This is a genomic window from Streptomyces sp. NPDC059455, assembly GCF_042750115.1.
Lineage (GTDB): Bacteria > Actinomycetota > Actinomycetes > Streptomycetales > Streptomycetaceae > Streptomyces > Streptomyces endocoffeicus.
Genome location: NZ_JBHYVB010000145.1, coordinates 13,137 through 30,466, shown reverse-complemented (window position 1 = coordinate 30,466; position 17,330 = coordinate 13,137). Strand labels below are relative to the sequence as shown.

The 17,330-nt window shown below is 66.3% G+C and carries 22 protein-coding genes; 15 read left to right on the top strand and 7 right to left on the bottom strand.

The features are described from left to right. Positions 1–112 precede the first annotated feature (112 nt). Positions 113–565, bottom strand: coding sequence for a VOC family protein (locus ACFXB5_RS37510; RefSeq protein WP_385216814.1), 453 nt, complete (start codon positions 563–565; stop codon positions 113–115). 360 nt (positions 566–925) lie between these two features. Further along, complete coding sequence (locus tag ACFXB5_RS37505) at positions 926–2,527, bottom strand: restriction endonuclease (protein WP_385216812.1); 1,602 nt, start codon at positions 2,525–2,527, stop codon at positions 926–928. Between the two features lie 154 nt (positions 2,528–2,681). On the opposite strand from ACFXB5_RS37505, the gene ACFXB5_RS37500 reads away from it, so the two are divergent. Both ACFXB5_RS37500 and ACFXB5_RS37495 read left to right on the top strand, forming a co-directional pair. Then, positions 2,682–3,125 (top strand): hypothetical protein, encoded by a 444-nt coding sequence (locus tag ACFXB5_RS37500; protein WP_383137014.1) that lies wholly within the window; start codon positions 2,682–2,684, stop codon positions 3,123–3,125. Positions 3,126–3,434: 309 nt separating this feature from the next. Next, complete coding sequence (locus tag ACFXB5_RS37495; RefSeq protein WP_383137013.1) at positions 3,435–3,764, top strand: hypothetical protein; 330 nt, start codon at positions 3,435–3,437, stop codon at positions 3,762–3,764. A gap of 321 nt (positions 3,765–4,085) precedes the next feature. Here ACFXB5_RS37495 and ACFXB5_RS37490 read toward each other — a convergent pair whose 3' ends face one another. Both ACFXB5_RS37490 and ACFXB5_RS37485 read right to left on the bottom strand, forming a co-directional pair. Next, on the bottom strand, positions 4,086–4,871 hold the full coding sequence (locus ACFXB5_RS37490) for a hypothetical protein (protein ID WP_383137012.1): 786 nt from the start codon (positions 4,869–4,871) through the stop codon (positions 4,086–4,088). Between the two features lie 119 nt (positions 4,872–4,990). Further along, positions 4,991–5,671 (bottom strand): DUF488 family protein, encoded by a 681-nt coding sequence (locus ACFXB5_RS37485; protein WP_383137011.1) that lies wholly within the window; start codon positions 5,669–5,671, stop codon positions 4,991–4,993. A gap of 592 nt (positions 5,672–6,263) precedes the next feature. Here ACFXB5_RS37485 and ACFXB5_RS37480 point away from each other — a divergent pair. Both ACFXB5_RS37480 and ACFXB5_RS37475 read left to right on the top strand, forming a co-directional pair. After that, complete coding sequence (locus ACFXB5_RS37480; protein ID WP_383137010.1) at positions 6,264–7,175, top strand: hypothetical protein; 912 nt, start codon at positions 6,264–6,266, stop codon at positions 7,173–7,175. 22 nt (positions 7,176–7,197) lie between these two features. Beyond that, the gene (locus ACFXB5_RS37475; protein WP_383137009.1) at positions 7,198–7,698 is read left to right on the top strand and encodes a hypothetical protein; all 501 of its coding nucleotides are present in this window, start codon (positions 7,198–7,200) and stop codon (positions 7,696–7,698) included. 360 nt (positions 7,699–8,058) lie between these two features. Here the strand turns inward: ACFXB5_RS37475 and ACFXB5_RS37470 are convergent, their stop codons facing one another. From ACFXB5_RS37470 to ACFXB5_RS37460, 3 genes are read right to left on the bottom strand one after another with little or no spacing between them, the layout of a single operon-like run. Beyond that, on the bottom strand, positions 8,059–8,472 hold the full coding sequence (locus tag ACFXB5_RS37470) for a hypothetical protein (protein ID WP_383137008.1): 414 nt from the start codon (positions 8,470–8,472) through the stop codon (positions 8,059–8,061). Continuing rightward, complete coding sequence (locus ACFXB5_RS37465) at positions 8,466–8,894, bottom strand: ATP-binding protein (protein WP_383137007.1); 429 nt, start codon at positions 8,892–8,894, stop codon at positions 8,466–8,468. The genes ACFXB5_RS37470 and ACFXB5_RS37465 overlap by 7 nt, the downstream gene beginning before the upstream one ends. Positions 8,895–8,939: 45 nt before the next feature. Continuing rightward, entirely contained in the window at positions 8,940–9,347 is a 408-nt protein-coding gene (locus ACFXB5_RS37460; RefSeq protein ID WP_385216820.1) for an NUDIX hydrolase, read from the bottom strand. A 111-nt stretch (positions 9,348–9,458) separates the two neighbouring features. On the opposite strand from ACFXB5_RS37460, the gene ACFXB5_RS37455 reads away from it, so the two are divergent. From ACFXB5_RS37455 to ACFXB5_RS37405, 11 genes are all read left to right on the top strand, one after another. Then, positions 9,459–10,244 carry a GntR family transcriptional regulator gene (locus ACFXB5_RS37455; RefSeq protein ID WP_385216806.1) on the top strand — a complete coding sequence of 262 codons (786 nt, stop codon included), beginning with the start codon at positions 9,459–9,461 and terminating at the stop codon, positions 10,242–10,244. Between the two features lie 184 nt (positions 10,245–10,428). After that, positions 10,429–10,779, top strand: coding sequence for a hypothetical protein (locus tag ACFXB5_RS37450; RefSeq protein WP_161560538.1), 351 nt, complete (start codon positions 10,429–10,431; stop codon positions 10,777–10,779). A gap of 5 nt (positions 10,780–10,784) precedes the next feature. Next, the gene (locus tag ACFXB5_RS37445) at positions 10,785–12,161 is read left to right on the top strand and encodes an FtsK/SpoIIIE domain-containing protein (protein ID WP_385216803.1); all 1,377 of its coding nucleotides are present in this window, start codon (positions 10,785–10,787) and stop codon (positions 12,159–12,161) included. An 83-nt stretch (positions 12,162–12,244) separates the two neighbouring features. Then, entirely contained in the window at positions 12,245–12,454 is a 210-nt protein-coding gene (locus ACFXB5_RS37440) for a hypothetical protein (protein ID WP_383137004.1), read from the top strand. A gap of 23 nt (positions 12,455–12,477) precedes the next feature. Then, entirely contained in the window at positions 12,478–13,104 is a 627-nt protein-coding gene (locus ACFXB5_RS37435) for a DUF2637 domain-containing protein (protein WP_383137003.1), read from the top strand. A gap of 11 nt (positions 13,105–13,115) precedes the next feature. Then, a complete protein-coding gene (locus ACFXB5_RS37430) occupies positions 13,116–13,301 on the top strand; it encodes a mobile element transfer protein (protein ID WP_137966753.1) in 186 nt (61 codons plus the stop codon). A 15-nt stretch (positions 13,302–13,316) separates the two neighbouring features. Further along, positions 13,317–13,511, top strand: a complete 195-nt coding sequence (locus ACFXB5_RS37425) for a hypothetical protein (RefSeq protein ID WP_383137002.1) — start codon at positions 13,317–13,319, stop codon at positions 13,509–13,511. A gap of 24 nt (positions 13,512–13,535) precedes the next feature. Further along, entirely contained in the window at positions 13,536–13,832 is a 297-nt protein-coding gene (locus ACFXB5_RS37420; RefSeq protein WP_383137001.1) for a hypothetical protein, read from the top strand. A gap of 130 nt (positions 13,833–13,962) precedes the next feature. Further along, positions 13,963–15,294 (top strand): replication initiator, encoded by a 1,332-nt coding sequence (locus tag ACFXB5_RS37415; protein ID WP_385216798.1) that lies wholly within the window; start codon positions 13,963–13,965, stop codon positions 15,292–15,294. Next, positions 15,287–15,526: an AlpA family transcriptional regulator gene (locus tag ACFXB5_RS37410; protein ID WP_102935019.1), complete on the top strand. Its 240-nt coding sequence runs from the start codon at positions 15,287–15,289 to the stop codon at positions 15,524–15,526. Before ACFXB5_RS37415 ends, ACFXB5_RS37410 begins: the two co-directional genes overlap by 8 nt. After that, the gene (locus ACFXB5_RS37405; protein WP_385216795.1) at positions 15,526–16,773 is read left to right on the top strand and encodes a tyrosine-type recombinase/integrase; all 1,248 of its coding nucleotides are present in this window, start codon (positions 15,526–15,528) and stop codon (positions 16,771–16,773) included. Before ACFXB5_RS37410 ends, ACFXB5_RS37405 begins: the two co-directional genes overlap by 1 nt. Positions 16,774–17,330: the final 557 nt, after the last annotated feature.

Sequence of the window (17,330 nt, the reverse complement as noted above, 5' to 3'; positions counted from 1 at the left end):
TCGAGCCATCGGGCCCTGCTGACTTTGTCCCATCGATCGAAGAACCGTTCTGAGCTGCAATAACACGCTCAGATCGCAAACGAACCGGCGATAACACCGGGTCCGAGCAGGATCACGTGCTCGCGGGCGTGGAGGCAGTCGAGCTGTCCGAGGTGCTCGACGGATCCATCCACATGACCTGCCAGCCGTGGCCGTCGAGGTCGTAGAAGCTGCGTGCGTACATGAAGCCGTGGTCCTCGGGGCCATCCGCCTCGGAGCCGCCCGCGGCGAGCGCGGCCTCGGCGACCGTGTCAACCTCATCGCGGGCTGACACGCTGAAGCAGTAGAGGGCCAGCGTGTGCGTGGTGGGATCGGCCATCGGCAACTTCGCGAACTGCGCGAACTTCTCGTGGCTGAGCAGCATGACGGAGGCTTGCTCGCCGACCAGCATGCAGGCGGCGGTCTCATCGGTGAACATCGGGTTGTAGCCGAACCCGAGCCGCGCGAAGAACGCCTTGCTGCGCTCGATGTCCGCCACGGGCATGTTCACGAACAGCATGCGACCGGCGTGTGCGGGAGTGGTCATGGTGGGTCTCCAGTCCGAGGTCCGATGGTGTACGACGGGGTAGACCGGCCAAGCCCGCGGAACTCATCGGTGGAATGCGGAACTCGCATCGAGCGACAGACCGAAGCCTGAAAGAGAGGTTCCAGGGCACGAAAATGCCTCCCACTCGCACCGTAAGTGCGGGTGGGAGGCATGATCACAAAGGCTACTTCTTCTTGCCCTGGGTCTTGCCGGGGATCTTGGTGACCTGCGTTTTTGCTGGTCAGGGGCGGGGGACTCGTGTGTCTGGTGGTCGTCGTTGGTCGTCCTTGGCCACTGTTAAGCGACCTCGGACGGCCCAGGGACGGCCCGGCTCCACGGTTTGAGTGGGCAGCTCCGGTCTCAGCGCGAGGGGCGCCTCTTCGGAGGAACCGGTCCTGGGATCACATCCTTGCCAAGGTGTTCCTTGATCAGGTACTTGAGTTCCGGCCCCTCGATGAGCTGGAGCCGGCCATGCTGACGGGCAAAGTCGTGGCTTGCCCGGCCGAACCATGATGTGGTGATCAAGACCCCCTTGGCAGCACGCTTGTGCTCCACCACTCCAGCGAGAGCCTGGACGGACTCAACACCCACGAGCTTGCTGTATCGCTTCGCTTGAATGATGCACTCACCGTTGAAGACGGGGTCCTTGCTGACGGCCACCGCGTCAACGCCCTCGTCTTTGGACGCCTGAGTGTTCCAAGCCTCCATTCCGATCGCCTCGAACAATTGGCGAATCAGGTGCTCGAACTCGGTGGGTGTCAACTTCACCAGCACGGGCCTGCTGTCCAGGCCAGCGACGACATCCATGCTGTCCATGAGTCGGTACTTCGACAGGTCGAACTCGACGATGGGGCGAATCGGTTCGAGATCGTAGGGGTTGGGAGACACCAGAGCGTTGAGTCCCCTGAGGCACTGCGCTGGATCAACCTGGCTGAGGCGGAGCTTGCCGAACTGTTCCCTGCTGGCGCTGAGCGTCACCAGACAGGGCGAGACCTCCTGGCCGGTGGCCCGATCGATGGTTCTCACATGGCCGTTCAGGATCACGCCATTGACGATCCGGTTCGGATCACTCGTCAGGACCTCGTGGACTGTCCTCAGAGCAACCTGCGCCAGGACAGAGGCGTAGATCTCCTTGCGCTCCTTCTCCGGACGGGACAGCACGATCGTCTCGTCTCGGTTCTTCACGTACCGGTAGCCCCGCGCGCTAGGAACGATCGCCTCCGGAGGCAAGTGAATTTCAACGAGTACGTCACCGGTGGCAGGTCGAAAGGCGATCCGATGCTCGTGGGGGAAGCCCACTGGATACGCCGACGCACCCAGAACAGCCCCCAGATGAGCCTCGACCGCCGCGGGCTCCCCGGCCCTGTACGCCTCGCGCTCCTCGTCCAACTTCCCGTTGAAGGTCGCCGCCTCGTCAACGGCTTGCGCTTCCGCCTGGCGGTGCTCGGCACGCTTCCGCTCCAGCGTTGCCAGCCGCTTCTCCTCGGCTCTCCTGTGGCGCTCTTGTGCCTCGCCGAACCGCACACGCGCGTCGGCAACCTCAGCTTCATAGCGCTTTCTGCCAAGACCCAGGACGGCAGCCAGACCGCTGGGCTCCGGTGGTGCGAACTCCTCCCAGCGCGGGGAAGGCTCCGGACGAGACCATGGACGCTCGTCCAACTTCCTCGGCGTGTGGGTCCTCCGCCGGCGCTCAAAGGTCGTTGGCGGATCGCCGACCAACGCGTCACGGAGCAACTGCCCTAGCTGCTCGACCTCGTGCTCGACCCCGATCGTGCGAACCCGCGCTTGCTCGGCCTGCTGCTCCTGGTACGCGGCCTTCCGCTCGCGTTCCTGCCGTTTGCTGGCCGTCTCTGCCGCCTTGCGTTCCCGCACCGCTTGCCGTGCCTGTTGCTCTTGGGCACGTCGTAAAGCTTGCTGCTGCCGCTGATAGTCGCTACCCCGGCCGCTGCCCCGTTGCGCCACCTGGTTACCCCTCCCCTGGCACTACACCGCCACAGGGCTGCATTCCCCTTCCACATCCCAGAATCACGTAGGGCAGGGACATCACCTCAGCCCGACCACACAGTGCACCGTGGACTCAAGCTGTCTGCACCTCAACCGACGACAGCCAGCCACGATGGCGGGTGTTCGCCTGATTAATGGTGTGTGCGCCTGCGACGATGTCAGCATGCCGACGCCCGGAACGCCTCTCCCCGCTGCACTCATCCCCGACTGCACCAAACCGGAAGCTCACCACACGGCCTACAGAAGCGCCAAGACCAACGATGCGATCTTTGTGTGCATCGCTCGCCAGGGATCGCGCTGGAAAGTGGAGCTTGACGCTTTTTCCAGCAGTGGGCCCACCATCCCGGACCAGGCAGTGGCAGTCCTGGAGTCCGCAGCTGAGGCATTGGTATCTGCTGGCACGGTGACGCAGGCCAACATTGCACCTGACTACATCTCCATATGGGCGATCGAGAGCGAGCAGAAGGCACGCGAAATTGCGGCTGCGTTCCATGCCGCCATGCACGGACTCCGGCAGCTATACATCGCCGTTCCAGTCTCGCGGAGAAGGGCCTAGCCGCCGAGGCTCGCGGTGCCTCACGCCGAGGCGGGCGGTGTGGCCAGCAGACGACCGACTGGCAAACCGTGCTAGTTCAGCCACTGGCCGAACTGCCATCACGCGTCGGAGCGCACGCTTTCCAAGTCTGTTGGCAGCTCGCTGAGCTAAGTACGGGGCCGTTCACCTGCGTTCATGCGCGACCGCTCGTCAGCGCGGAGACCGCCTCCGGTCTCGCCTGAACGGCCTCGAACGGCACTGAATGAGACGGAAGCTGAGACGGACGGCGGTGCCGGGCTCGCTAGCATCTTCGCTACTGAAGGGGGAGTCATGGCACTGGTCCGCAAGGGATCACGACGGATCGTGGTCGACGGCACGGCCTACCGCTGGCGTCTGCGACGCAGGCCGACCTACCTCCAGGGCCTGGCCTGGTCACCGTGCACGTTCGCGGTCGAGCACGCAGACACTCCCGGGACAACGCTCGTAGTCACGACCAACCAGCCGCACCCGAGCAACTGGCTCGGTCGTGAGGCCAAGCCAGTCCGGCCCGCCGACGTTGCCGAGGCGATCGAGCTCGCTCTTCGTGCAGGCTGGGACCCAGCAGCTCCGGGCCGCCCGTTCCACCTCGATCGTCGTGCTGGCTTCGACTCCTCGTCCTGAGCGGCAAGGCGCAGGACCTCAGCTTGGGAATCACGGGGCCTAGTGCGCTGAAAACCCACTCTGACCTGCTGGGAGAGTGGCGAAGAGCCCCACCGTCCGGCTCGCGGCTTACTGGGCAGCAAGCATTGAGCCATCGTGCATACGTCAGTGCGAGGAGCCGCGTCAGGCGGACCGACACCCGCTTTAGGAGTTCGATCGCTCCCCGGTGTTGCTGGGTAGCTGCCCGGCCATGCTGGCCATGCCAGACCGCCTAGGAGTGCTGACGTCCGGAGCCGTTGATGTTACAGATGGCTCCGGGGACCGCGCGCTCCGTGTCCACCCTCATAGGTCGAACAGACTCTCCTGGAAGTTTTCGACGACATCCCGTCGTGGGTAGAAGAGGCCAAGCAGTAGAAAAGTCTTGGGACGAGCCGCAACGTTTCCGACGAAGCAGTGTACGGCCCTCTCCGGAGTGACCATCCGGTCGAACCAGCGCTCGCGAAGCTTTTCCTCCACGTCGTCCTTCCCGTACTGACGAAGAAACTTACGGTAGGACTCGCCCGCCTCCCAGTCCCTCAACCCCATGTCATGACCACCGCACTGCTGATCCGCGCATCGGAAGCTGTACCGGAACTCAAGTGGCACCCACTCCAGTTGGCGAAGGTCCTGTGCGAGTAGATCCAACTGATCTGCCAAGGCAGCCTTCGAAGCAGGCCAGGGCTCGGCTGGGATGAGGCGGAAGCCAGTGAACTCCGCCGGGCGGAAGACGCCGAGCGACGTAGCCCGCACCTCCTGGTCCCGCCTTATGGAGCACAGGGACGGCACCACGAGGGGTCGAACATGCGAAAAGCGTTCGCGCCAGCCGTCCGCCGTTCCGAGACGCTCGATGACCTTCAGGGTCTGCAGATTTGGGCGCAAGCTCTCGGGACGGCGGTCCCCATGGTGCCGCCGCACGTCGACTTCGACGATCGAGTACTTGGCGAACTGGCTTTCTTCGTCCAGCAACCGGAACGGAACTGGGAAGAGCCGCACATGCTGGGGCGCCCCCTGGTCGAGCCGTATGCCAGCCACGCAACTCGTCTCGTGGTACTTCGCGGACAGTTCCGGATAGGTCTTGACCGTGATCATGATCCGCGCGCGTTGCCACTTTCCCGATTCCAAGGTTGCCCCCTCCACTGATCTCCCGATCCGATTGGAGAAGAGGTATGCGCCAGGGGCAAGGGCGCGTACTGGAATGAGGCATGAAGTCAGGCCAGAGGCATGACGGGCACCGCGGCCCGTTTGCAGACCATGTCCAGAACCACCTGCCGGTGGCAGCGGCTCTCGTCCTTCTCGAAGCACAGCACCGCGACCCGGGACTGCCGGGCATGCTCCGCGAGGCGCTCAAGATCGGTCTGCGCCTCCTCGGACCGCAGCACCCCGCGAAACCGGGCTCGGCCCACGTCGAGGCGGCCGTCCCAGAATGGTGCCCGGTTGTCCTTGGGATTTCCCAGGCTCCGTAGGTGCGTGTACTCGATGCCGGCCTCGGCAAGTGCCTCCCCTAGGCGGGTCTTACTGAAGCCCTTCTTGCGGCTGATCGGCGTAAGCCGTACGTCCGCCACGACTTCGATACGGCTGTTGCGGAGCGAAGCGACGAAGGACTCGATGTCACGGCCTTCGTACCCAGCGGACCAGAGCCCGGGAGTCCCCCTGGTCTCCCTGAAAAGCTCATCGAGCGAAACCGCAAGAGCTTCTGCAACCGCTCCGACGGTGAAGAAGCTTGGCTGGATCGCTCCCTCGCTCTCCAGACGGGCAAGCGTTCCGAGGGCGATGCCAGCCTCCTTGGCGAGCCGTTCACGCGTCCACCCGCGGCCCTCCCGCAACGCTCGGACCCGCTGGGCGAGAGCACATGCGTGGTCGTGGGGGCGCTCTGCGTGATGGCCTGCCATGGTCGTGATCCTAATGGGCTGCAAGGCGGCTGAGCATGGTGCGTCTCTGATCAACTGCAGGACAGGGCTCTGACCTGGTAGTTCACTGTCAGGGTGGCGGGATTTGACGCACGACCTCTTCGTCTCGAAGCAACTGGTACGGGGGTGCCGTATTGGGGTTGGTGTGGCTCTCACCTGTGCTGATGGTCCGCAGACGCTCACGGTTTTCGCCGGTGTTCGTGGGCGTTGTCACGCAGTTACACACTCAGGGGTGCCGCTCAGGGCCGGGGACGGCCTTGCCCCGTGGCGTTCATGTAGCCGTCGTACCTGCTTGATCCAGAAGCTACCCTTCTCGTCCTTCGGCGCGTTGATGGGAAGAGATCGAACCCGCGGCCTTGAAGACGCCCGTCGGCCAGGGGGTAGCTCTTCGCATCGCTCCCAACTGGGAAGACGTGCTCACTCGACCGGTTGTCAGACCCTTCCTCGATACTGGAGAAGGTTTCAAGGAGCTAGTTGGGGGCGAGGTGATGGCCAGAAGAATCATGGGCTCGGCGTTGCGAATCATGACGCGGTTCAGGTGCTGAGGTAGCGTCAACTCTCGTAAGCTGGGGGGATGCTGAAGCGAAAGCTTGTCTTCTACCGCTGGTCATCTGTGGCGGGGCGGACTGTCTTCGATCCCCCGGCAGTAGCTCAGCGCCTAGCCCAAGAAATCGCGGCTGATAGTTCCTCGCAAATGGTGGAAAAGGACGGGGTGATCACAGCTGTAGAAGTAGTTGAACCGGGAGGCGACAGGGACCCCGCTAAGTTCCGCGTTCTGGCACTCAGGGGGGAGGAGGATCGACCGTTCAAGTGGGATCCAGACGGTTCGATCGGCCCAATCTCATTGTTGGCCAACGAATATCCGGCCGATGCCACACACATCTCGATCTGGCCCGACGGATACTGCGCTCACGATATGGGTAGGTATTCGCCGAGGCTTTCACGCCTCGCGTTCTTCTTGCGGCAGCGTCTGCGAGAGTACGTCCAGTTCGACCCCTTGTACGACCAGGAGGCATTTCGCAGGCTGAAGGAGATGGAAGGACAGTTCCGATCCTTTGAGCTAGCGATGACCAAACCGGAATATGCAACGAGAGGGAGGGGGACGTTCGGGAACTTGTGGCCGGCGGTAGCTGGGGAGGAGCTGCCGTCTGTGCGAGTAAGCCTCGGCATGGGCCGTTACGGGCCGAAGGACCGGTACATCGACCAGCACATCGAGGAGGAATTGCTGGAGCTTGCAGCTCAGGCTAGTGACCTACTCACTGGAATGGTTGTTAGGGGGAGGAGCAGGAGGACCAACCGAGTCGAAGAGGTCAACCTGCTCACAGATCGACTGAGCGCAGAGGTCGAGTTGCCCCAACGGGCTGACATCCCATCAGCACCTCGCGTGGAGTCCGTCTTCTTCGAGCTGGAGCAGGCGTACAAGGACTTCAAGCGCCGAGGGGTGTTTGAGACGACCTCGACAGCGGAGTTGATGCGGAAGGGGTGACACGGAGGCGTGAGGGGGCGGCATGTCTGATCTGTCAGAGAAGGTTAATCGCAATTGGTGGATCTTCCCCATAGTGGCTTTTATTGGGGCCGCGACATGCTTATCCTTGGTCTCCGTGTTCGGCGGGACATATCTCCTCGCTGCCGTGAAACCGGATTTGCGCAAGGATATCTATTCGTCATTGACCGGTTCTTCTAGCGGGCTACTCGGATTCGCTCTAGCCGCAGTGGCAATCCTCGCTGCCTTTGCACCCAAGATCGATGCACAAGGCAGGAATCGCCGCAAGGAAGAAGAGCTAGCGGAGGCGCGCAGTGACATAGCGAAGTGCCTGCTTGTGACGAGTGCATTTCTCATGGTGATCCTTGTCGCATCCACCATTGGCATTGGAGCGGACGCGGGGCGTGAGGGGAACTCTGTGCTATCAGTCCTGGTCGTTGCAGCTGGCTTTGCAAGTCTGATTGGCCTGCTTATCTCGGGACTCGGAGTAACACTTTCGATCTTGGAGCGTAATTCCCTCCGGTAATGTTCGGGGGAATCCGAGGTCGGTGGAGCGGCTTTGGGCTGGAGCTGCTTTGGGGCGAGTGATCATGGCCCCGTAAGCTTCCGGCGCGTCGGGCAGTCTGTGGACCTGCCCGCTAAAGCACGACGTTGGGGCCATGATCTTAGAGGCTCGCCCCAAAGTGGCTGCCTAAAGCCGTGGAGCCGACCGGCCCCAGCCACGACGTACCCCTTCTCTGGCGTCAGGCGGCTGCTTGCTGTGTGCGCGGCACGGGCGGCGGCCGGGGTGGAGCGGGGCGGAGACAGGAGCGCAGGCCCGGCCGGGGGCCGGGCCGCGCGCGGTGAGCGGAGCGAGCCGCCTTGAACCCGTAGAGAAGGTTGTAACTCAGTGGCTGTTGGCCTGGTGTCGGGCGATCTTGTGTGTGGTGGGGCATGTGAACTGTTCGGCGCATGCCGGAAGGCGTCGCGATTCGCGGTGGGCGAGGGGTAGGAAGATGACCGGCCGGAGGATCCATTCGATGTGGGTGTCTTGCAGGGTGAGGGCGAATGTGGCCGCTTGCCCGGTGGCGAGGGCGTCTTCGGCTTCCTTGTGGCCGTAGGTGATCCAGTCCCATGCTTCGTGGGCTGTTGCCCGGTCGAGTGCTGAGGCGATGGTTCGCACGGTGACGCGGATCCATCGGGTGGCCTCGCTGGGGCTGTTGGTTTCGATGGAGGCGAGCAGGACCGAGCGGGGTCCTGTAGCTGGTGAACGCGTCCAGCACTCGCACCAGTAGCCGGGGCGTAGCAGGGGCCTCAGCATGTGGTGACTCCTGCCTGCTCGGGGGCTACGAGTTGGGCGGTGACGGTGCGGCCGTGCTGGCTGCCGGTGATGTCCAGGCGGCGGGCGAGTGCCATGACGATGGTTAATCCGCGGCCGTGGGTGTCGTCCGGGTCGGCCTCCGTGGAGCGGGGTTCTCCGGGGTGTCCTCCCTCGTCGGTGACGGAGATCGCGACGGTGCGCGGGGAGAGGGACAGCGTGAGCTGGAAGGTGCCGTAGGGGCTGCCGCTCGCGGTGTGGGTGAGGGCGTTGCTGCCGAGCTCGCTCACGATGAGCTCGGCGTCGTGCGCGCAGGGGTGTCCGTTGAGGATGTCGCGGGTCCAGCGGCGGGCTCGGGTGACTTCTTCTCGGGATCCTGGGCACATCAGGCCCCAAACTCGCGGAGCACTCATATACTCGTCCATACAAGTTCCTTCGTGCTGGTAGGGGCTATGGGTCGTGGGTGCGTGCTAGATGAGTCGTACGCCGTCGTGGGCGCGGACGGCCGGCGGGCTGGCGTTGTCGAGCGCGTCCAGGACGCGGATCGCGTATGCCTCGTCGGCCAGCTCGGTGACCTCTTCGCGGGTGGCCCAGCGCAGGGCTCGTGTCTCGGCTCCGGTGGTCGGGGTGCCGTCGATCGCCTCGCAGCGGAAGACCATGGAGACGATCAGGCCGGTCATGTTCTTGTAGACGCCGGTGAGGGTCGCGGGAAGCGCGATCTTGATGCCGGTCTCTTCGAGGACTTCCCGTTGCAGGGCCTCGGGGATGGTTTCCCCGCGTTCGAGCACGCCGCCGGGCGGTTCCCACTTACCGTTGTCCCGTCGCTTGATCAGCAGCGCACGGCCCGCGTCGTCGACGATGACTCCGGCGACGCTCACGGAGTGCGGGCGCTCAGTGCTCACGTTCCTCGGCCCTCCCGGCTGGCTAGGCTCTCCACCGTAGCAATCCCGGTCAGCCGCTCGTCTAGATACCTAAAGGAGTATGTGCGAATGCCTTCTCTGACCTCTGTTCTGGGTGTATTGGACCCGACGAGCGACCGGGCGGTCTTCCGGCAGATCGCCGACGCGCTGCGGGAAGCGATCGACAAGGGACGTTTCCGGGAGGGCGACAAGCTGCCCTCCGAGACTGAGCTGGTCGACCACTTCGGTGTCTCGCGGATGACCGTCCGCAACGCTCTGTCGCTGCTCCAACAAGAGGGGCTGGCCGTGTCCGAGCACGGCAAGGGGGTCTTCGTGCGGCCCCGGCCGCCTGTGCGGCGGCTGGCCTCGGATCGCTTCGCGCGGCGGCATCGGGATCAGGGGAAGGCTGCCTTCACCGTGGAGGCGGAAGCGGCGGGCAGTCGCCCGGAGGTGGACAACCTCGAGGTGAAGGAAGAGCGGCCGTCGCAGGACATCTCGGCCCGGCTGGGCTCGCCTCGTAAGGTGCTGGCCCGGCGGCGGCGGTATCTACTGGATGGGCGGCCGGTGGAGTTCGCCACGTCGTATCTGCCGCTGGACCTGGCGCGGAACACTCCGATCGCCCAGCCGAACCCCGGTCCCGGTGGCATCTATGCCCGGCTGGAGGAGATGGGGCACCGCCTGGATCACTTCGATGAGGAGATCCGGGCCCGGATGCCCTCGCCTGCCGAGGTGCGCTCGCTCCAGCTCGCCTCCGGGGTTCCGGTGATCCACCTCGTTCGGACCGCCTACGACAGTGAGGGGCGGGCGGTGGAGGTGTGTGACACCGTGATGGCCGCCGACGCGTACGTCCTCGCCTACCAGCTTCCTGCCAACTGACGCATGGCCGGGGCGTGGTGGCCCCGGGCTGCTTCTTCTGACTCGTACACACGAAGACACATACTCGTATAGACGAGTGGGCAAGCTGTGTGGCATGGTGGTCCCCGTTCCCGCCCGTTCGGGTTCGAAGACCGCAACTCATCTACACAAGTAGGTGGGTTGGATGCGAGAGAAGGAGAAGTAGTTGCGTTCCATCCGAGTTGAGACCTCCGGTGCCACTGTCCTGCTGACCGAGGCGCCGGAGCCGAAGGTGAAGGACCGGCAGACCGGCGAGATTGCCAAGGACGCGCAGAGCGGCGAGACGCTGATGCGGCTTGGCGTCGTCTACATCGACGGCGGGGAGTCCTCGCTGCTTCAGGTCACCGTGCCGGAGAGCGGCGTCACGGAGGGGCTGGCGCTCGGTGCGCCGGTCACGCTGATCGGGCTGATCGCCCGGCCCTGGGAGACCGTTTTCAACGGGCAGCAGCGTCACGGCATCGCCTTCCGGGCCGAGGCCATCGCCCCGGCCGCCATATCGGTCGGTGCGGGGGCCTGAGCCTGATGGCTGACGTGATGACACTGATGGAGATGGGTGGCCCGGTCGCCGCTACGGTCGGCGGGGCCGCCTACCTCCGGGCCCGGCACCCGGCCGCCTACTGGTCCACGATCGGGATGCCCATCTCGACGGCCCGGCTGCTGGGGTCGTACGGGTCGGTGATGGACGCGTGCGGGCTGACCGTTCCGCCGTCCCGGCTGCGGGCCTGGGCGATACAGGCGTTCACCCATCGGGATGTGCGGCCGGTGCCGCCCCGTCGGGGGCTGATCCGTCCGACGTCGACCGGGCTGCGGGTCCGGCTGCGGCTGGCACCGGGTCAGGAACCTGCCGACGTGGCCGCCTCCGCCGAGCGGCTGCGGCATGCCTGGGGCGTTCACGGCGCGTACGTGGAGGAGATCAAGCCGGGTGTGGTTGAGCTGCGGCTGATCGGCTTCGATGTGCTCCGGAAGGTCCGGATGCCCCGGACGGCTGCGGGTGGCTTCCTCAAGGTGCCGGTGGCGCTGCGGGAGGACGCGACGCCGTTCGTCCGGGACTACCGGACCATCCCGCACCAGCTCACCCTTGGCGCCACGCTCTCGGGTAAGTCGATGTTCCTGCGCCACCACATCGCCGGGCTCGCCCGGCAACCGGTCGCGCTGGTCGGTATCGACTGCAAACGGGGTGTCGAGCTGGCGCCGTTCGCTCCACGGCTCTCGGCGTTGGCCACCGATCCTGTGCAGGCGGCGGAACTGCTGCCTGTGCTGGTCGGGCTGATGGAGGACCGGTACGACCTGATCAAGGCCCGGCAGGGCATCGCCCCCAGCACGCCGGATGAAGAGATCACCTCTGACATCTGGGGGTTGCCGGAGGAGGAGCGGCCGGTGCCGGTGGTGCTGGTGGTGGACGAGGTGGCCGAACTGTTCCTCGTCGCCACGCGGAAGGACGAGGAACGGCGGGACGAGATGGTCACCCAGCTCATCCGCCTCGCCCAACTCGGCCGCGCGGCAGGCATCTACCTGGAGGTCTGCGGCCAGCGGTTCGGCGCCGAGCTGGGCAAGGGAGCGACGATGCTGCGGGCTCAGCTGACCGGGCGGGTGTGCCACCGCGTGAACGATGAAGCCTCCGCCAAGATGGCGCTCGGCGACATCGCCCCCGAAGCGGTCGGCGCGGCCTGCGCCATCGCCCCCGAACGGCCCGGCCTCGCGGTCGCTGGCGACACGTCCGGCGGCTGGTCCCGCATCCGTCCGCCCCATCTCTCGCTCCGCGATGCTGCGGCGGTCTGCCGCGACCATGCCCATCTCGTGCCGGACATGCCCGCGCTGGAGCCGTTCCGGCCGGACGCGCCGGCCGTACCGGTGAGCGCTCCAACCTCGCTGCTCAAGCCACTCCCGGCCGCCGAGTAATCAACCCACCTGACGGCTGGCGCGACCGTACCCGCGCCGTGTCCCTACCCCCGCAATGCCTGAAACCGAAAAGTGGAGTCCCTGTGTCTCGTCCCACCATCTCCGAAGTCTCCGCGCTCCTGGCCGACCTGGCCGACTTCCGCACACGCGGGGCCGGGAGCCGCGCCGAGCTGATGAACCGCAAAGCGGACCTGCTGGAGCGCATCGCCGCTGCCCAGCCCGATGACACCGAGGCCGCCGAGGTCGCCGCCGCCGCTCGCACACGTGCCGACGAACTCACCGCAGACGGCTGACTCACTGGAAGGAGCTTCTACCCATGCGCGCTTACCTGGCGCGGGTTGACGCGGTGCTCGTGCAAGCGGTCATCGCTGCCGCGCTGTCCTTCGCCCACCTGCATGACCTGGCCTCGGCGGCCGGACAGGACGGGTGGAAGGCGTGGGCCTATCCGGTCTCCGTTGACCTGCTGCTCGTGGCGGCCTGGAAGCGGCTCCGATCGGGGGCGTCCAAGGCTGCGGGCTGGTGCTGGTTCGTCGTCGCCCTGACCGCGTCGCTCGGGGCGAACGTCGCCACCGCCGGACTGCTCGACCTGGACAACGTACCGGACTGGCTGCGCATCCTTGTCGCCGGATGGCCCGCCGTCGCCTTCCTCGGCGGAACCCTCCTCGTCCACACCGCACCAGCGCCCGAGACCGCGTCGGCTCCGGCCGAACTTGCCGAAACCGCGTCGGTCCCGGCCGAGCCGGAAACTGCGGGGCCTCTCGCCGATCCGGAGCCTGAGCAACAGCGGCCTGCGCCTCACGTTCCGGCCGCGCTCGTGAACCACGCGCGCAAGCTCGCCGACGACCACCAGGCCCGTACTGGCTCGCCTATCGACACCGACACCTTGCGCGCCCGCCTCGGCGTCCCGGCGCCGCTGGCCGACGCCATCGCTTCCCATCTGTAAAGGAGTCCTTCATGCTCCGCCGCTTCCGCAACGTCATCCGCATCGGCCCGGTCCGGGTCGGCACCGCCAACGATCAGCGGGGCCGGGTGAAGCACACCGCCGTGTGCACCGCTCCCCGCTGTGACTTCTCCGCCGACTACGACACCCGCGCCGCCGCCGAGCTGGCCGCCCGTACCCACCGCTGCCCCATCCGCTGAAAGGAGAGATGGCCTGTGACCGTCAGCCTGCCCCTGGTCCTCATCCTGGGCGCCGTTGCCTGGATCGCGATCAAGTTCATGGGCGTCCGCCTGTGGGTCGCCGTCGTGATCGCGCTGTTCGGCTTCTGGCTCGCCCACACCGGTCTTGCGCCGTCCGTGGAGTCCGGTACGCGCTCCGGCGTCGACTCCGTCAACGAGCAACACGACTAGACGAGTAGCTGAGAGGAGATCGCTGTGTTCCGACCGAAGTACCCCGAAGCCCCCACGCCGCCGATCGTCCACATGCCCACCGCCGTCCCGGCGGTCCAGCAGCATCACGCCCCGGCCTGCTCCTGCCAGCACACCCACGCGCCCGCTCCGATCCGCCCGGCCGGGGCCTTGAGCGGGATCAATGCCGGAACGGTCGGTGCCGTGGTCACGGTCGGCATCGTCCTGACGGCCCTGCTCGCCGCCGTCGCCGTCACGGCCGTCTCCGTCGCCGTTGCCGCCGTCGTCATGCGCTCGCTCCTGGCCAGCCAGCGTCGCCGCTGACCCCCGTACGAGCACGACTGCCGGGGCGGCCTCGATACCGCCAAGCATCCGCCGCCCCGGCAGCCCACCCCCTCCCGACCCAAGAGCCGAAAGAGGAGACCCCATCATCACCCGCACCACCCCGCCACCGATGCCCGAACTCCGCAGCCTGGCAGCCCTCGGCACCATGCCCGCACTGCTCCGCCAACTCTCCGGCCTCGGCGGCTGCACCAATCCCATCCGCCTCGACGGCCACCGCACCGAACACCACCTCAACCAGGACACCGGCGAGATCGGCCGCATTCTTCATCACCTGGACTCCGCCGAGCTGCCCGCCGGGCATCTCCTGGTCCGCTGCAACAACCGCCGCACCACTCGCTGTGCGGCCTGTGCCGAGACTTACCGCCGCGACACCTTCCACCTGATCACCGCCGGACTACGCGGCGGCAAAGGCACCCCCGAGGAGGTAGCCACGCACCCCCGCGTCTTCGCCACCTTCACCGCGCCCAGCTTCGGCCCCGTCCACAATCGGCCCACCGGCCCGGCCGGTGTCCGCCGCCTGTGCCGCTGCGGTGTCCGCCACGACCAAGAGGACGATGCGCTTGGTACTCCGCTCGATCCGGACCGGTACGACTACGAATCCGCGGTGCTCTGGAACGCTCACGCGGGCCTGCTGTGGCGGCGGTTCTCGATCTACCTGCGGCGGGAGGTCGCCAAGCGGGCCGGGCTCACACAACGGGCCTTCCGCGAGCACGCCCGGCTGTCCTTCGCCAAGGTCGCCGAGTACCAGAAACGCGGCGCCGTCCACTTCCACGCGGTCATCCGGCTTGACGGCCCGGAAGGCGGCGACACCCCGCCGCCAGCCTGGGCCACCACCGATCTGCTGACCGACGCCATCCGCGCTGCCGCAGCCAAAGCAGAGGTGAAAGGGTCGGTGATCGACGGCCGGGCCCACCGCTTCGCCTTCGGTCGTCAGCTCGACGTACGGCCCATCCGGGGCGCGGACTTCAACGGCGGCCAGGAGCTGACCGACCGGGCTGTAGCCGCGTACATCGCCAAGTACGCCACCAAGGGCGCCGAGACCGCGACCGGGGCCCTCGACCGGCCGATACGGCTCATCGCCGAACTCGCCCAACTCGACGTCCCCGAACACACCCGCCGCCTCATCCGCACCGCCTGGGCCCTCGGCGCCCGGAAGGATCTGGAACACCTCCGGCTCCGCGCCTGGGCCCACATGCTCGGCTTCCGGGGCCACTTCTCCACCAAATCCCGCCGCTACTCCACCACCCTCGGCGCACTCCGCGACGCCCGCGCCGCCTGGCGACGTGCCCAAGCTGCCGTCGCCGACTCCGGCCCGGATGAGACCACGTTGGTCCTCGCCCACTGGGTCTACGCCGGTACCGGCCTCACCCCCGCCGAGGAATGGCTCACCGCCACCATCACCCCCGCTCCAGGAACAGAAGGAGAGCCCACCCATGGCTAGGCGACGCCTCGCTGTCGCAGAAGTGGCCGCCGAGTCGCGTGCCTTGCCATCGAGGTACCTGACTCCTGACGACCTGGTGGCGATGTTCGACCTGCCCAGCGTTGAGACGGTCTACCAGTGGCGCCGCAAGCGCACCGGTCCGCGCGGCTTCCGGGTCGGCCGGCATCTGCGCTTCGACCCCGTGGACGTCCGGGCCTGGGTCGAGTCCTTGCGGGAAGGGGCTGCTGCCTGATGGCCGGGCATATCCAAGACCGCTGGTACAGGTCCGAGACCGGACCGGACGGGAAGGCACGCAAGGTCAAAACGGAGCGCTACGGATCGGGGCTCCGTTACCGCGCTCGCTACGTCGGTCCGGACGGCACGGAGAAGTCCAAGAGCTTCCCCGACCGGCAGAAGCGGCTTGCCGATCAGTGGCTCGCCCACGTCGAGGCGGACATGGCGCGGGGGCAGTACATCGACCCCGGCGCCGCTCGGATCACCTTTCAGCAGTACGCCGAACGCTGGGTGGCCACCCAGGGCGCCGACCCGAACACGCAAGCCTCGATGGAGTCACAGCTGCGGTTGCACGCCTTCCCGTACCTGGGCACTCGTCCGCTCGGCTCCTTCCAGCCTGCTCATATACGGGACTGGGTGCGTCAGCTTCAGGAGAACGGCATCCGGGGGTCGTACGCGCGGACGATCTACTCCAACGTGCGTGCCACCCTGAGCGCGGCCGTGGACGACGGGCACCTTCCCCGGAACCCGTGCGCCGCCCGCTCGGTCCGGCCGCCGACCGTCGACACGAAGCGTGTGATCCCGTGGACGCCGGAACGACTCTTCGCCGTGCGGGCCGCCATGCCGGAGCGCTATCAGACCATGGTCGACCTGGGCGGCGGCTGCGGGCTCCGTCAGGGCGAGATCCTGGGCGTGGCCGTCGACGCGATCGACTTCGAGTCGGACACGCTCCACGTGGTCCAGCAACTGAAGCTGAGCCGCAGTAAGGCCGTGTTCGCCCCGCCCAAGGGCGGCAAGCTCCGGGACGTGCCGCTGCCCGGGCCGGTCGCGGACGCGCTCCGGGAGCACATGAAGCGGTTCCCGCCGGTCGAGATCACCTTGCCGTGGAAGGTGGCGGACGGTCCCCCGGTGACCAAGCGACTGATCTTCACCGGTCCGCGTGGTGGGCACGTCTGGCGTACGTCGCTCAACGAGGAGGCGTGGAAACCGGCGCTCGCTGCGGCTGGGGTCATCCTGGTGCCGGGGCGGGGCCAGCCGTACGCGGAGTCCCGCGAGAACGGCATGCACGCCCTGCGCCACTTCTACGCCTCCGTCCTCCTGGACGCTGGGGAGAACATCAAGGCACTCGCCGAGTACCTGGGCCACTCGGACCCCAGCCTGACGCTGCGCGTGTACGCGCACCTCATGCCGTCCAGCCAGGAGCGCACTCGCCACGCTCTGGCAAGCGTCTACACAGCCACAGGGCCGGTTCGCAAGAAGCCTTGAGGGCCGTAGAGCCTCGGGAACCTGGAAGGGTGGGTTAGCTGCGAGTACCTTCACCCTGTTCAGCGACCCACTCAGCGGTTCTGATCACCGACGCTTCATGGGCAGCTATCGCGAAGAGACGCAAGATTAGCTAGTCGACAAGAAGCCGCAGTGGCACTTGCACAAGTTCACGATGTTGATAGCGCAGCGTTTCACATGAGAGATTGAGTGGCGCGCTGAAAGGCACCGAAAGACTCTGAGAGGCATTGAAGGGTCCGGAGGTGACTAGAACCTTCAGCGCGAAGGGCCCGGCTCCGGCTGCAACCAGAACCAGGCCCTCTCGCAATCAACGAGCCCGGTCGCTTACCAAGAGACCGGGCTCGCTGCATGCGCAGCTCCCGATCCCGACCGCACTCGCGCGTGACTCGCTCATCGAGCGAACTGCATCACGCTGGTAGCGACAGCCACGAGCAGGCCAGCGCCCGCAAGCCAGACCTGCCATTTTTCGGCACCAGTCCACCTGCGAGGCTTGTCCTTTTCGAGACTCACCCCACCACCTCCCCTTCTCCTCCAGCCAG

Excerpts from the sequence above, each read along its gene's own strand:
- ACFXB5_RS37490 (WP_383137012.1), bottom strand. The coding sequence starts at position 4,871 with ATGATCACGGTCAAGACCTATCCGGAACTGTCCGCGAAGTACCACGAG.
- ACFXB5_RS37435 (WP_383137003.1), top strand. The coding sequence starts at position 12,478 with ATGCGCGCTTACCTGGCGCGGGTTGACGCGGTGCTCGTGCAAGCGGTC.
- ACFXB5_RS37445 (WP_385216803.1), top strand. The coding sequence starts at position 10,785 with ATGGCTGACGTGATGACACTGATGGAGATGGGTGGCCCGGTCGCCGCT.
- ACFXB5_RS37485 (WP_383137011.1), bottom strand. The coding sequence starts at position 5,671 with ATGGCAGGCCATCACGCAGAGCGCCCCCACGACCACGCATGTGCTCTC.
- ACFXB5_RS37455 (WP_385216806.1), top strand. The coding sequence starts at position 9,459 with ATGCCTTCTCTGACCTCTGTTCTGGGTGTATTGGACCCGACGAGCGAC.
- ACFXB5_RS37500 (WP_383137014.1), top strand. The coding sequence starts at position 2,682 with ATGGCGGGTGTTCGCCTGATTAATGGTGTGTGCGCCTGCGACGATGTC.
- ACFXB5_RS37475 (WP_383137009.1), top strand. The coding sequence starts at position 7,198 with ATGTCTGATCTGTCAGAGAAGGTTAATCGCAATTGGTGGATCTTCCCC.
- ACFXB5_RS37495 (WP_383137013.1), top strand. The coding sequence starts at position 3,435 with ATGGCACTGGTCCGCAAGGGATCACGACGGATCGTGGTCGACGGCACG.
- ACFXB5_RS37405 (WP_385216795.1), top strand. The coding sequence starts at position 15,526 with ATGGCCGGGCATATCCAAGACCGCTGGTACAGGTCCGAGACCGGACCG.
- ACFXB5_RS37410 (WP_102935019.1), top strand. The coding sequence starts at position 15,287 with ATGGCTAGGCGACGCCTCGCTGTCGCAGAAGTGGCCGCCGAGTCGCGT.
- ACFXB5_RS37480 (WP_383137010.1), top strand. The coding sequence starts at position 6,264 with ATGCTGAAGCGAAAGCTTGTCTTCTACCGCTGGTCATCTGTGGCGGGG.
- ACFXB5_RS37510 (WP_385216814.1), bottom strand. The coding sequence starts at position 565 with ATGACCACTCCCGCACACGCCGGTCGCATGCTGTTCGTGAACATGCCC.
- ACFXB5_RS37415 (WP_385216798.1), top strand. The coding sequence starts at position 13,963 with ATGCCCGAACTCCGCAGCCTGGCAGCCCTCGGCACCATGCCCGCACTG.
- ACFXB5_RS37465 (WP_383137007.1), bottom strand. The coding sequence starts at position 8,894 with ATGGACGAGTATATGAGTGCTCCGCGAGTTTGGGGCCTGATGTGCCCA.
- ACFXB5_RS37430 (WP_137966753.1), top strand. The coding sequence starts at position 13,116 with ATGCTCCGCCGCTTCCGCAACGTCATCCGCATCGGCCCGGTCCGGGTC.
- ACFXB5_RS37470 (WP_383137008.1), bottom strand. The coding sequence starts at position 8,472 with ATGCTGAGGCCCCTGCTACGCCCCGGCTACTGGTGCGAGTGCTGGACG.